The organism is Homoserinimonas sp. A447, from assembly GCF_054489325.1.
In genome coordinates this window covers 3,104,255-3,116,854 of record NZ_JBTMWW010000001.1, presented here as the reverse complement: position 1 = coordinate 3,116,854, position 12,600 = coordinate 3,104,255, and the positions used below count along the sequence as shown (strand labels likewise).

Sequence of the window (12,600 nt, the reverse complement as noted above, 5' to 3'; positions counted from 1 at the left end):
GAATCCACGCTGATCGCGCGATTGGTCCTCGAAAACGGCTAGCCGGCGGCGGTGTGCTCCAGCTCAGCCTCCGCCGGCGTGGAGCTCGACGCGGCAGCGAATCCGAGCAGCGCGACTCCGAAGTTGACGGCAGTCTCCGCGAAGCCAGGATGCGCGAACCCGGTGAAGTTGGACAGCACGAACACGAGCGGCAGCAACACGGCCGGCGCAATCAGGAAGGCGGCCGGCATCCGGAGCCCAGGACGGCGGATCAGCGCAAAGCCGAGCAGGATCGGCAGCACCAGCATGAACAGGAATGCGACGGTGAACACGATGCCGACCGCGCCGAGTGCCTCCACGCCGACCCCCGAGAAACCCGACCACAGGGTCACGCCGCCGAAGAGCAGGAAGGAGAACGCCAGCAGCCGCCGCACCCATCGCGAGAATCCGCCCCGATCGATGCGCGGGCCGAGCTGCACCAGCAGCACGGCGAGGATGAGGTACGGGATCGCGTGGGCGAAGTCGACCCCTCGCTCCATCCAGACCAGGCCGCCCACTTCCGCCCAAGGTGGCGGCGTTCCCTCGAACCCCTGCCAGAGGGCATCGGTGAGGGCGACGGTGGAGACGATTGTTGCGCCGACCAGGCCGGCGATGGGGAGCAGTTTCATGACGTGTCCTTCTGTTGCGGCGGTCGTTCCGCCGGGCTGACATCAGCGTGGCCGGGAGCGGCGAGCCGGACATCCGCCAGGGCGCACCAGCATGGTCGTCCCGAAGTCGTGTGCAGTTGTCCCCCGCAGGCGGATGCTCGTCAGACTTTTGGGGGACGCGCTGCAGCATCCGTCGCCGCTAGCCTCTGATCATGCGTCTCAGCCGACCATTGCTCAGTGAATGGGTTGTTGCTGCCTCAGGCGGTCTGTGGGTTGCCGCTTTCCTCGCGCCCGCGACCGAGTGGGCGCTGGCGATCGCACCGGTGGCCGGTGTGGTGATGCTGTGGTTGCGGCAGGCGCCGGCGACCGGAGCACTCCTGCTGGCAACCCTGCACCTGGCAACGGTGGCCCTGGGCGTTCCCGCGGAGAACCCCGCCGGACTGGTACCCGCCTTCGTCGCCCTGTACACGCTGGGCCGTCACGCGAGGGTCATCCGCGGCTCCGTGACGGCCATCCTGTACCTGGCGGCGATCGTCGCCTGGGATTTCGCCGTGCCGACCCTGCTGTTCGCGGTATTCGTGATGGGGGGAACGTTCGCGTTCGGACGCGTGGTACGACACCGCTCATCGAGTGCCGGCCGTGCCCGCGCTGCGGCGCTGAGGCTGGAGAACCTCGATGCCGCGTGCCTGACGGCCGAGGTGGTCGCCGACGAGCGGGCGCGGCTGGGTGGCCAAACCCTCGACGTGATCAGGCACTCGGTGGAGGAAATGAAACGGGACGCCTCGGCGGCCGCAGCCGACCTTGATCCGGTCGTGGTCCGGCGCATTGCCGAACGGGGCAGGGCAGCCGTCGCCGAATTGCGCTGGCTGCTCGGCCTGCTGCGCACCGAGCCGGAGCCGGCAGCGACAACCGCACCGAACCGCCGCCGGCGTTGGCTCACGGATGCCGCCATCACCCTGGTCATGCTCGCACTCTCCGTCGTCGACGGCCAGATCGCTGTCGAACCGCTGTCTCCGATCGGCTGGCTGCTGCTTCTCGCGCTGCCGACGACGCTGCTGATCCGTCGCATCCGCCCGGCGATCGCCTGCCTGGCGGCGGCCGCCATCGTCGCTCTCATGCTGGTGGCCGGGTCGCCGCTCCTCGTCGGCGTGGGCTTCGCAGCCCTGCTGACCCTGGCGCTGTTGGCCTGGTCGGCGGCCATCGACGGGAGCCCCCTGGCGTGGGCAGGCCTGGCGCTGCTCACCGGTGCCGCCCTGGCCCGGCTCGGGGCACTGGACCCGGCTAACGTCCCCATCACCTTCATGCTCCTGGCCCTTCCCGCGTTCGCCGGCCACGAGTGGGGTGCCCGTGACCGCGCGGGCCGCCTGGCCGAAGCTCGCGCGTCCGCGTTGAGGGCTGCCCTCGACTCGCACATCGACCGCGCGGTTCGGGCCGAGCGCCTGCGCCTGGCCCGCGACCTTCACGATGTGACCAGCCACGCGGTCGGCGTCATGGTCTTGCAGGCGTCGGCTGCACAGGCGTTGCTGGCCTCAAACCCTGACGCTGCCCGCAGCGCGCTGCGCACGGTCGAGGTCGCCGGCGCCCAGGCGCTGTCCGAACTGGACGTCCTGTTCGACATTCTCGATGCCGGCGCGATCGGCGGCCCCGGCCTCACCAGACCAGCACCGGAAACGCTTGACGAGTTGGTCGAGCGGATGCGCGCCATCGGGTTGCAGGTCACCCTGCAGTCGGCCCCCGTCGACCCCGACCTCGGCGAAACGGTTTATCGCATCGTGCAGGAGGCGCTCACCAACGTGGCCAGGCATGCGCACGCCAGCACGGTGCGCGTTCGGGTCGGCGTGGTCGGCGGGGCGGTCGAGGTTGCTGTCACCAATGACGGCCCGACCGAGTTGGTGGATGCCGCGGACACGGGCACCGGCTTCGGTCTGGCCGGTCTTGCCGAGCGAGTCCGCGGTGTCGGCGGCGGTTTCACGGCGGCGCCACTCCCCAGTGGTGGCTACGGAGTGTTCGCGCGGCTGCCGGTCATGCGGCGCGTACCGTCGGGGATGTCATGATCCGGGTGGTGATTGCGGACGACCAGGACCTCATTCGTGCCGGCCTTCGGGCGATTCTCCAAGCCGAGCCGGATCTGAAGGTGGTTGGCGAAGCATCCGACGGTGCCTCGGCAGCCCGGCTGGCAGCATCCGAAACCGCCGATGTGGTGTTGATGGATGTGCAGATGCCCGGTAGTGACGGCATCGAAGGCGTGCGGCTGGTCGCTGCATCCCGACCGCAGGCACGCGTGCTGATGCTCACCATGTTCGACCTGGACGAGTACGTGTTCGGGGCACTGCGCGCGGGGGCGAGCGGGTTCCTGCTGAAGACGACACCGCCGGCCGAGCTGGCATCGGCGATCCGCGAATGCCACAGCGGCGAGCTGCTGTTCGCGTCGACCATCACCCGCCGACTGGTGGAGGCTTTCGTGCAGCGGCCGCCGGTCAGCGACGGCGTTCCTGGCGAGCTGGCCGGGCTGACTGAACGCGAGCTCGATGTCTTCCGTGCGTTGGCGGGTGGCCTGTCGAACGCCGAGATCAGCGCGAAGCTGTTCCTCGGTGAGGCGACGGTGAAGACGCACATCACGCGCATCCTCTCCAAGCTGGGCCTGCGCGACCGGGTGCAGGCGGTCGTGCTGGCGTACGAGTGCGGGCTCGCCGGGCGACGCTAACGCGATAGCAGGAGATATCGCGTTCCGGGCTGCGAATCCTCCTCCTTTTCGTGCGGATGTCCGAAAAGGTCCCTCAATTGGGATGGGGACCGGCGGGGGCGTAGCTATCCCGCGGCTCGGGTGCGACAGTTGGTAGTACCATCCGCCGGCAACGCGCGAGGAGTGACGATGAAGTTCATGATCATGGTGTTCGGTGATGAGAAGGACCTGCACTCCCGCCCGCCGGAGTGGGCTGAGGACGTCACCGCGTTCGCGGCGAAGCTCGACAACGAGCTGGCCCACACTGGTGAACTGGTCTACTCCGAGATCCTGGAGGACGGCGGCGGCGCCACCGTGGTCGATCGGCGGCGGCGGTTCCACCACGGCTCGATCACCGGCCGCGGCTTCCCGCTGTCCAGGTTCTGGGTGGTGAAGGTCTCGAGCGCGGAGCGGGCCGACGAGATTGCGGGCTCCCTCGCCGAGGTCATCGGCGCTGCGGTCGAGGTGCGCCGGGTGATGGAGGGGTCGCAGCGGCCCTGAAGTCCCCGGGCTTAACAGACGAACCGGCAGTGACTGGTTCGTCACTGCCGGTTCGCGGTTCGCGTTGTTACTCGTCAACGAGCACATACTCGTCTGGCCTGGGCCGCACCTCGAGTTCGGTCGGGACGACGAGCTCCTGGAGCTGCTGCTCCTGCTCGAGCATCCGCTCGTGGGCGACGCGTTGGTGCTCCAGTTCGCGGGGCATCCGCTCTTCGCGCTGCCTCCACAGTGTGTATGTCAGGTACTCCGACATTGTCTTGCTCCTTCATGGGATAAGTCGTGGGTGATGGTGGGGGTGCGGCGACCGGTGGGGGCGGATGCCCGGAAGGCCGGTCGGCGATCCCTCGGTGCTGGCCCGGCGGTGCGGGCGGACGAGTGGAGGGTCGGGCACATTGGCCCGGACGTGGAAATAGTCATCGGTTAACCTCATCGGTTGAGCGCTCTGCGCTCCGATGAACGGTTACGCGGTGAGCGGGGTGGAAGTGAAGAGTGGGCGGAGGGAGGTGCAGAACGCGATATCAATCGCGGCACGGTTTGCGATGGTGTTCATCACGGGTACCCCCTCCTCTCTGACTTCCGGCGCGGCCTGAATGCGGCGCAACTCGAGTAATACTACTCACCTCATGCCGCCTTTGGCTAGAACTTTTTTCGGCGTTTCTCCTGCGAGACTGGACGCATCGACTTCCTCAACTCCCTCCTCGCCCCTGCTGAGCCGATTGATGTCTCCGCGCCGGTCATGCTCGCCATCCTCGCCGGGGCCGCCGCCCTCAGCGTTCCCCGCGCCACCTGGCAGTGGTTCGGACTGTTCACCACGCTGGTGCATGAGCTCGGCCATGCTGTCGCGGCGATCGTGACTGGAAGGGTGGTGCACGGCATCCGCATCCGTCGCAATCATTCGGGTGATGCGCTGAGCAGTGGGCGCGGTGTGCTCGGCACCGTCATCAGCGGGGTGATGGGCTACCCCGCCCCGGCGGTGGTGGGTGCCGCGCAATTGTGGTGCGTGTTCACCGGGTACACCTCGATCGCGCTGTTCGCCGGCGGGGTGGTGCTGTTGCTGACGCTGCTGGTGATCCGAAACGCGTTCGGGGTGCTGGTGGTGCTCTTGTCAGCTGCTGCTAGTGCGGCACTGTGGTTCTACGCGACAGCGGAGGTGCAGAGTTACGCCCTGCTGGTACTCGGCATCGCGCTCCTGGTCGGGTCGGTGCGCGGGTTGTTCGGGGTGATCGCGGTGCACACCAGTCGCCGGACCCAGTTGCAGACGTCGGATGCCTACCTGCTGTTCCGCAGGACGGGCGTCCCCTCGCCGCTGTGGCTGGCCCTGTTCGCGGCCATCATCGGGGCGTGCGTGTTCTTCGCGGTGACGGCGTACATCCTGCCGCGCGTCTCGTAGCGATGCTGCCGTGCTACTTGTCGACGATCTCTTTGCCGAGCGGCAGCAGCGCGACGGGCACCATCTTGAAGTTGGCGATGCCGAACGGGATGCCGATGATGGTGAGGCAGAGCAGAACGCCGCTGATCACGTGTTCGGCGGCAAGCCACCAGCCGGCAAGGACAAGCCAGATCAGGTTGCCGAGGAGCGACCCGAGGCCCGCGGTGGGCTTGTCGATGACCGTCTTGCCGAACGGCCACAGCGCGTAGACGCCGATGCGGGCCGCGGCGATCCCCCACGGAATGGTGACAATCAGCACGCACATGATGGCGGCGGCGAGCATGTAGCCGAGGAACAGCCAGAACCCGGAGAACACCAGCCAGAGCACGTTCAGGATCGTCTTCATGTGAGTCATCCTCCCCGCCGCGGCTTGGTACCCGCTGCGAATCTGCCGCTTAGAACGGCGCCCGGGCCTGCTGCTGTTGTCGCCGCACCTCGGCTCGACCCCGCTGGGCGCCAAGCTCGATGTCGAGGATCGGGCAGGCGAAACTCGAGCGGTCGATGAGTCGGCGGCGCACCAGATTGCCGACGAGCTGTTCGGTGATCCGCAGTTGCACGCGGCGCTGAACCAGGTCGGATGGCTGCCACTCCAGTTGCACGAAGATCGACAGGATGAAGACCAGGTCGTCCGCGTGCATGACGCGGGCGACGGCACCCTCCGGGTCGAACTGGCGCTCGGCGGCGAGCACCGCCAAGTCGGAGGTGACCAGAATGCGTTCCGCTTCCGACTCAATGCAGCGGCGGAGTTGCACCTCGACGTCGTGAATGCGGCGGAGGGTGAGGCCCTTCTTGCCGGAGGTCTGGCTGGCGAAGAAGGACTGGAGGATTTCGTTGATGGTGTGGCGCGCAGTTGTCATACTTCGACGGTCGCGCCGGCCACCGACATCCGCCTTCAGTTATCCACAGCCGCAGTTATGGGCGAGCGGAGAGCACGCAGAACTCGTTGTCTTCGGGGTCGGCCATAACCACCCAGGTCGGTTCGCCCTGCCCGATGTCGATGCGGCGGGCGCCCAACTTTTCCAGGCGGGCAACCTCAGCATCCTGATCGTCCGGTACGAAGTCCAGGTGCAGGCGGTTCTTGAGGGTCTTGCTCTCCGGAACCTCGATGAAAAGCAGGGTCGGACCGGATCCGTTCGGGTCCTTCAGCTCCAGCTCGTCGTCGTCTTCGTCGATGATCTCCCAGCCGAGAGCTTCAGCCCACCAGCGACCGAGTACTGCGGGATTCTGGCAGTCGACAACAACTTGTTCCCATTTGAGTGTCATGGCTGAGAGGCTAGCGCGGCTGCCGACACTCGCCACTTTCCGGCGGCCAACTGTCGCTTCCCACGGATGCGCTACCGATCCTCCGCGTGTCGCAGCACCCGCGGCGGCGTGGCGGACCGAATGGCCGTCGTTAGCGACAGAGGGGGAAGGTCCAGGCGGAGTCGCCTCAGGGCAGAGTCGCCTCAGTGTCGAGGCGCCTCAGTGCGGAGTGACCTCCGGAAGGGGCGGGCTGGTGAGCGGGTGCTCAGGGGGCCGGATGCTCCACCAGCGTGATGAAGGCACTCAGCTCGGCGACTCCGTCGGGGGTGGGCGGCAGGTAGTCGACGAGGTCGGGCGAGTAGAGCAGGTACGCCGCCCACTTGGCGCGGGAGATGGCCACGTTGAGGCGGTTGCGCATGATGAGGAACGACATTCCGCGCGGCACTTCGGTGGGGGCGGATGCCGCCAGCGTCACGATCGCGATCACCGCCTCCTGGCCCTGGAACTTGTCGACCGTTCCGACCCGCACCCCCTCGTAGCCGGCCGCGTCGAGCGCCTGCCGCACCAGTGCCACCTGCGCGTTGTACGGCGACACCACGATCACGCCCTCTTGGGTCAGCGGCTCCCGGTCACGGCTCTCGCTGGGGTCGCTCCAGGCGAGTCCGAGCACGCTGCGCACCTGTGCGACGACGCGGTCGCCCTCTTCCGGTGACTCCACCGAGTTGCTCTCGTGCCGCACCGGGACGATGTGCAGCCCGGGTGCGACACCCTCGAGATGCCGTGCCGAAGCATCCGGATGCGCGTGAAGCGCACCCTCATACGAGAGTTCGGAGACCGGCTTGGTGACGGCCGGATGCATTCGGCGGCTGGCCGGGAGGAAGTAGCCGAGGTCGGGCGGCAGCACGTCGTGGCCGTCGCTGATCCAGCCGAGGGCTGACCCGTCGACCGGCTCAGGGTGCAGCCCCTGACTCACCTGCGGCAGTTGTTGTGGGTCGCCGAGCAGCAGCAGGTTACGGGCGGCGACACCGGAGGCGATCGTCGCGGCGAGCGAGAATTGCCCGGCCTCGTCGATGACGAGCAGGTCGAGTGAGCGGCGGGGAACCCGGGCCGGGTTGGAGAAGTCCCAGGCGGTGCCCCCGACCACGAACCCGGTGGTCTCGTTCTCGAGGGCGAACAGGAGTTGCCCGTTCTTGGGCAGCGGCGTGAACGCGACATCCGCGTTCGCGTCCTTGAGCACTTTGCCGACCAGGTGCCGGGGCAGCCCGGACTTCACGATCTCGCACAGCAGGTTCTCGACGACCGCGTGCGACTGCGCCACGACGCCGATCTTCCACCGGTGCTTCGTCACCAGTTCGGCGATGACGCGGGCACCGAGGTAGGTCTTCCCTGTCCCGGGTGGCCCCTGCACGGCGAGGTAGGAGTGGTCGAGGTCGAGCAGGCTGGCGACCACCGCGGGCGGCAGCTCCTCCCCTGTTGCGGGAGCGAGGGAGCCGCTCCGGGTGCGCGGCGGGGTGCGGCGCAGGATGTCGACCGTCGGGTCGGTCGGCCACACCGGGGCGGAGTCGACGATTGCCTGCGCCCATTCCTCGATGGCGGGGACCTGCTGCCCCGCGGGCGGTGGCAGGGCGGGCGTGAGCGCCATAGGGAACGCACGATGCGCGGAGACGTCACCGGCAAGGGTTTCCTCGATCAGCACCGAGTCCTCGGTGACTTCCTTCACTTCGACCGGATGCGCCGAGCGGGCGCCGGGGTCGGCGCGCGGGTCGCTGAAGGGGGCCGGTTGGTCGTAAAGCGCATACGGCATCGCGTCTGGGCTCGCCTTGACGGTGGAGCCGGGCGCCCAGGTTCCGTAGAGCCGCACGAAGCGCCGGTCTTTCTGTTGCCGCGACGTGTACCGGTGCCAGTCCGTCTCGACAACGCCACGCTCGACGATGAAGACGTCGCGAGTCTCCGCCCACTCCTCCACCGGCTGCACTAGCCGGAAGAAGTGCCCCCACCAGAACGTCTTGCGTTCGCGCCGGTGGTATTCGAGTGCAGCGGCGGCGAAGGCGGCGGCCGTCTGGTCGGCCGTGCGCTCCGGGTCGAGCGGGTCGCCGGCGAGCGCTGTGAGCGCGTCGTGCAGCGGTGACGGCTCGAGTTCGGCGACATCCTCCGCCTCGTACGCACCGGTTGGGGCGACGCCGTTCTGCTGGGCGAGCCCGAGCAGCCAGTCGCGCAGCCGCAGCGTGGAGACGCAGTCGTAGCGGTTGTAGTCGGCGATCTCGTCGAGCTTGTGTTGCTGGGCGGCGAGGTCTCCGGATGCGCCGAGCGCCATGGCATCCGCATATTCGGTGATCGAGTCGGCGGCGTTGGTCACACCGAGCGGATCGCGAATTTCGGAGCCCATGTAGAGCGGCTCCAGTTTCTTGATCGAGTAGGACGGCGAGCCGACGCGCACCGCTTTGCGCACGATCGGGTAGAGGTCGACGAGCACGTGTTCGCGCAGCAGTTGGTCGACCTCGTCTTCGCCGATGCCGTGACGCGCGGCGAGGCTGGACAGGTGGGTGCGCTCGTAGGAGGCGTAGTGGTAGATGTGCAGGCCCGGGTTCAGCGCGCGCCTGCGGGCGACGTCGTCGAGGAAGTCGCGGAGGGCCTGCTTCTCCTCGGCGAAGGTGTGCGCCCAGTAGGCGGTGAACTGTTCGTCGCGGTCGACCATGCCGAACAGGTAGTCGATCCCCCAGCGGGTGGCGTCGCCCTCGGTGTGGAGCGGGTCGCCCTCGAAGTCGAAGAACAGGTCGCCCGGGTCTGGTTCGGGGATGGCGGCAAGCACGGCGGCATCCGCCACCAGGTAGGGCGGCGGGGACTCGGGGATGGCTTCGAGCTGCAGCTGCGCCTGGGTGCGGAGGCCGGCGAGAGCGGCGTCGCCGATGCCGTCCACTGGGTCGGCGGATGATGCCAGCTGGTCGATGGTGCGGATGCCGGCACAGCTAAGTTTGGCGCGCTGGGTGACGCGCATCCCGGCGACGAGAAGTACGTCGCGGCTGGCCTCGATTTCGGCCTCGCACACGTCGCAGTGCCCGCAAACCGCGTAACGCGGGTCGCCCCATTCGACGAAGTGGTTGCCGTCGAGGCGTTCTCGGATGATGCGGTGCAGCCGGTCGCGGCGGTTGCGGTAGACGGGGGCGATGTCGCGCAGGCGGTGCTCGCTGACGGTGCCGTCGCCGAGCAGCAGTTCGACGGTGTCGGCGGTGGGGATGCCGATGCGTTCCAGCTGTTCGGCGTAGGCGGCCAGTTGCAGCAGGGCGGTGACGCGGGCGCTGCGGGCGAGTTTGGTGTCTTGCACCAGGTAACGGCCGTCGGGGGTGCGTACGATGAAGTCGGCGAACCCGAGGAACGCGATCCGGCCGGCAGTGTCTGGCAAACCCGGGTCATGGAAGGTGGCCTGGAAGACGACCTCGGTACCGCCTTCGAAGGCACGGCGGGTCTGCTCGGCGGCGGCCGCGAGCGCGGCGGAATCACGAACATCCGGTCGCTCGATCTCCATTACCTGCGCCTCGGCACGGTACTGCTCGAGCTTGCGTTCTTCGTGCTCGTCGCCGAGGCGTCCGGCGCGTTCCAGCATCGGGTCGGGCTTCGGCGCGACCGCCTCGATGCGCTTCAGCCGGGCATCCAGCCCCCGCAGGAAGGCGAACTCGCACTTGGAGGCGACGGTGAGGTCGCTGGCGCTGGTGTAGACGACGGTGCCGCCACCCGTGTCGCTGAGGAACACCGAGCCTCCTTTGAGCGGGATGTTGCGCTATTCGGAGGCTAGCGGATGCCGCCGACAGGCCTGACTTCTAAGGAATCGAGGTGGATCACTCCCAGCCTTCACGCTCGGACGCGACCTGTCGGTCGATTTCGGCTGGAGACAGGGAAGTGCGAGCCGGCGCCGGGTTGCGGGTCAACCACTCGGCGAATTTCCCGGCGGTGTGGTCGGGAGCGTCGTGCCCAATCGGTACGAGGCGGGAGACAGGCGGAGGAGGTTTCTGACGCTCGACCCACAGGTCGTAGCTGTTCTGCATTTGCTCCCAACGAGAAATCACGAAGCGGCACCTCCGAGCGGCACCTCTACGAGGGGGCCGCCCTTCACCGTTCGCACGAATACGTCTCGCGCTTCTTGCCAGTCAGCACGGTTGATCGCACGAATATTCACTTCACGGCCGATGCGGGTGGTTGCAGTGGAAGCAGCTTCAAATACCTTCATGCGATCAGGGTTGCCTATGGCAACGACATCGACGTCGTTCGGTTCACCGCCAGGCTCACCGAGATAGCGCGCCGCCCACGACCCGAAAAGGTACGCCTCTTCCACCCCGGGTACCGCCGCGAGAATCTCGGGGAGTATTGCCAACGGCCCATAGGAGTATCGCAGCACCTCAGCGACGGCCGAGAAGATCGGATGCGACTGGTTCACTCTCAGATATCGGTTGCGGCCGGAGGTCCGCTCCAAAACGAAGCCCGCAACAGTAAGACGATCGATGTCGCGCAGGATCGTGGGCAAGCTGACCCCCGACTCGCGCGCGAGAGCGGTGGCAGTTTGCTCACGTTCTGGGTGCAAATAGAGAGCCGCCAGCATCCGGCCCTGCGTGTCTGAACGCAACAGCGGAGACAGCAACGGAACCCTCGGTTTCATAAAACCAAAGATATCATAGCTTTATTGAACGTCATTCAAAGGCACAGCATCGCCCCCTGAACCTTTCGCGCCCCAATCTCGTGTTTTCTCTGCACCCCTGACTTCGACATATCTGGAGGTTCACCATGAAGACACGTTTCGCATCCGGTCTGGCCGTCGCCACCCTGGCCGTGCTGCTGACCGGCTGTACCGGCGGAGGCGACACCACTCCCCCGCCCGCTGACACCGGCACCACTGAGGAGGCGCCGACCACACCGGAGACCGGTGACGCCGAGCTGATGACCGCGGACTCCGACCTTGGCGAGATCGTCGTCGACGCCGAGGGCATGACCGTCTACATGTTCGACAACGACACCCAGGGTGGCGACACCAGCACGTGCGAGGGCGAGTGCGCGACCAACTGGCCGGCCGTGACCACGGATGCTGATGCTCCCGCAGTCGATGGCGTCACCGGCGAGGTGGGCACCATCACCGGAGTGGACGGCTCCACCCAGGTCACGTTGAATGGCTGGCCGCTCTACTACTTCGTCGGCGACACCGCTGCCGGGGACGTAAACGGGCAGGCGATGAACAACGTCTGGTGGGTGCTCAACCCGGCCGGGGAGAAGATCAGCGAGTAGTCGCTACTCCTCCACATCCTCCTGCTTCGGCCGCGGCTTCACGTCGTCCCGCCGGCGCCTGGCGTCGGCCCAGCCGGTTCCGCGTAGGGTGTCCAGGGTGAGCTGACCGGAGGATGCGACGACCTCCAGGTCATCGCGCCCCCGGATCGCGGCCTGCCGCCCCGGCTGCATCTCGCTCGTCTCCGCGGAGCGGTACATGACGATCTCCACCGCGCTCTCCGGCTGGTCGGTGCGGTCCGGAGAGCCCTGCAGGTCGCGAGCGGTGAGGCGCTCGATCGCGTCGAGCGGCAGCAGCACCGTGAGCTCGTAGGTGTCGAGCACCATCTCCCGGTGCCCGCGGAATTCGGTGTCGTTCCGGTCGGGGATGCCCACGGCGATGCCCGGGTCGATCAGCGGCTTCATCGCCAGAATCTCGTCCCCGCTCTGCACCGCGAGGAAGTCGGTCCCCCGCACGCGCTCCGGGATCACAGTGAGCACGTCGACCTCCAGAGAGTCGAGCACCGTGATCTTGTCGCCGATGACCTGCAGGCGCAGCCCGAGGCTCCGGCCGTCAACCGACTCGAGGTCGGCATCCGCTTCCGGGGGCAGCGGCAGGTCTCCCCTGCCGACCTCACGGTCGGACTGCGCGGCCTGCTTCGTGGCATCCGCCACTGACGGCTTCGCCCGACCGCTCAGTTCCGGCTCGAGCGGCCGGCCCTTGAGCGAGTCGGCAGCCACCCCATTCGATGCGGCCGGATGCTCGGTGGCGGCTTTCTCGTCGAATTCTTCTACGCGCTTCTTGCTGCGCTCGGTCTCGTCCATTGTCTATCCCT

At 67.4% G+C, this 12,600-nt stretch carries 13 protein-coding genes; 5 read left to right on the top strand and 8 right to left on the bottom strand.

The features are described 5' to 3' along the window. Positions 1-38 precede the first annotated feature (38 nt). Complete coding sequence (locus tag ACX3O0_RS15430) at positions 39-647, bottom strand: hypothetical protein (protein ID WP_459108326.1); 609 nt, start codon at positions 645-647, stop codon at positions 39-41. A gap of 191 nt (positions 648-838) precedes the next feature. Between ACX3O0_RS15430 and ACX3O0_RS15425 the strand changes: the two genes are divergently transcribed. From ACX3O0_RS15425 to ACX3O0_RS15415, 3 genes are all read left to right on the top strand, one after another. Next, positions 839-2,680, top strand: coding sequence for a sensor histidine kinase (locus ACX3O0_RS15425; RefSeq protein WP_459108325.1), 1,842 nt, complete (start codon positions 839-841; stop codon positions 2,678-2,680). Continuing rightward, positions 2,677-3,330, top strand: coding sequence for a response regulator (locus tag ACX3O0_RS15420; RefSeq protein WP_459092701.1), 654 nt, complete (start codon positions 2,677-2,679; stop codon positions 3,328-3,330). Before ACX3O0_RS15425 ends, ACX3O0_RS15420 begins: the two co-directional genes overlap by 4 nt. Before the next feature lie 168 nt (positions 3,331-3,498). Continuing rightward, positions 3,499-3,849, top strand: coding sequence for a YciI family protein (locus ACX3O0_RS15415; protein WP_459108324.1), 351 nt, complete (start codon positions 3,499-3,501; stop codon positions 3,847-3,849). A gap of 67 nt (positions 3,850-3,916) precedes the next feature. Here ACX3O0_RS15415 and ACX3O0_RS15410 read toward each other — a convergent pair whose 3' ends face one another. Then, the gene (locus ACX3O0_RS15410) at positions 3,917-4,102 is read right to left on the bottom strand and encodes a hypothetical protein (RefSeq protein WP_459108323.1); all 186 of its coding nucleotides are present in this window, start codon (positions 4,100-4,102) and stop codon (positions 3,917-3,919) included. A 483-nt stretch (positions 4,103-4,585) separates the two neighbouring features. Between ACX3O0_RS15410 and ACX3O0_RS15405 the strand changes: the two genes are divergently transcribed. Continuing rightward, positions 4,586-5,239, top strand: a complete 654-nt coding sequence (locus ACX3O0_RS15405) for a M50 family metallopeptidase (RefSeq protein ID WP_459108322.1) — start codon at positions 4,586-4,588, stop codon at positions 5,237-5,239. A gap of 13 nt (positions 5,240-5,252) precedes the next feature. On the opposite strand, the gene ACX3O0_RS15400 is transcribed toward ACX3O0_RS15405, so the two are convergent. The 5 genes from ACX3O0_RS15400 to ACX3O0_RS15380 all read right to left on the bottom strand — a co-directional run bounded on the left by ACX3O0_RS15400 (position 5,253) and on the right by ACX3O0_RS15380 (position 11,168). Next, on the bottom strand, positions 5,253-5,624 hold the full coding sequence (locus ACX3O0_RS15400; protein WP_459108321.1) for a YccF domain-containing protein: 372 nt from the start codon (positions 5,622-5,624) through the stop codon (positions 5,253-5,255). Between the two features lie 49 nt (positions 5,625-5,673). Then, a complete protein-coding gene (locus ACX3O0_RS15395) occupies positions 5,674-6,135 on the bottom strand; it encodes a hypothetical protein (RefSeq protein ID WP_459108320.1) in 462 nt (153 codons plus the stop codon). 55 nt (positions 6,136-6,190) lie between these two features. Next, complete coding sequence (locus tag ACX3O0_RS15390) at positions 6,191-6,541, bottom strand: VOC family protein (protein WP_459092689.1); 351 nt, start codon at positions 6,539-6,541, stop codon at positions 6,191-6,193. Positions 6,542-6,785: 244 nt separating this feature from the next. After that, positions 6,786-10,268: a TM0106 family RecB-like putative nuclease gene (locus ACX3O0_RS15385; protein WP_459108319.1), complete on the bottom strand. Its 3,483-nt coding sequence runs from the start codon at positions 10,266-10,268 to the stop codon at positions 6,786-6,788. A gap of 309 nt (positions 10,269-10,577) precedes the next feature. Next, a complete protein-coding gene (locus tag ACX3O0_RS15380; protein ID WP_459108318.1) occupies positions 10,578-11,168 on the bottom strand; it encodes a hypothetical protein in 591 nt (196 codons plus the stop codon). Positions 11,169-11,293: 125 nt separating this feature from the next. On the opposite strand from ACX3O0_RS15380, the gene ACX3O0_RS15375 reads away from it, so the two are divergent. Continuing rightward, positions 11,294-11,788 carry a COG4315 family predicted lipoprotein gene (locus tag ACX3O0_RS15375; RefSeq protein ID WP_459108317.1) on the top strand — a complete coding sequence of 165 codons (495 nt, stop codon included), beginning with the start codon at positions 11,294-11,296 and terminating at the stop codon, positions 11,786-11,788. A 3-nt stretch (positions 11,789-11,791) separates the two neighbouring features. Here the strand turns inward: ACX3O0_RS15375 and ACX3O0_RS15370 are convergent, their stop codons facing one another. Then, positions 11,792-12,589, bottom strand: coding sequence for a hypothetical protein (locus ACX3O0_RS15370; RefSeq protein ID WP_459108316.1), 798 nt, complete (start codon positions 12,587-12,589; stop codon positions 11,792-11,794). Positions 12,590-12,600 lie beyond the last annotated feature (11 nt).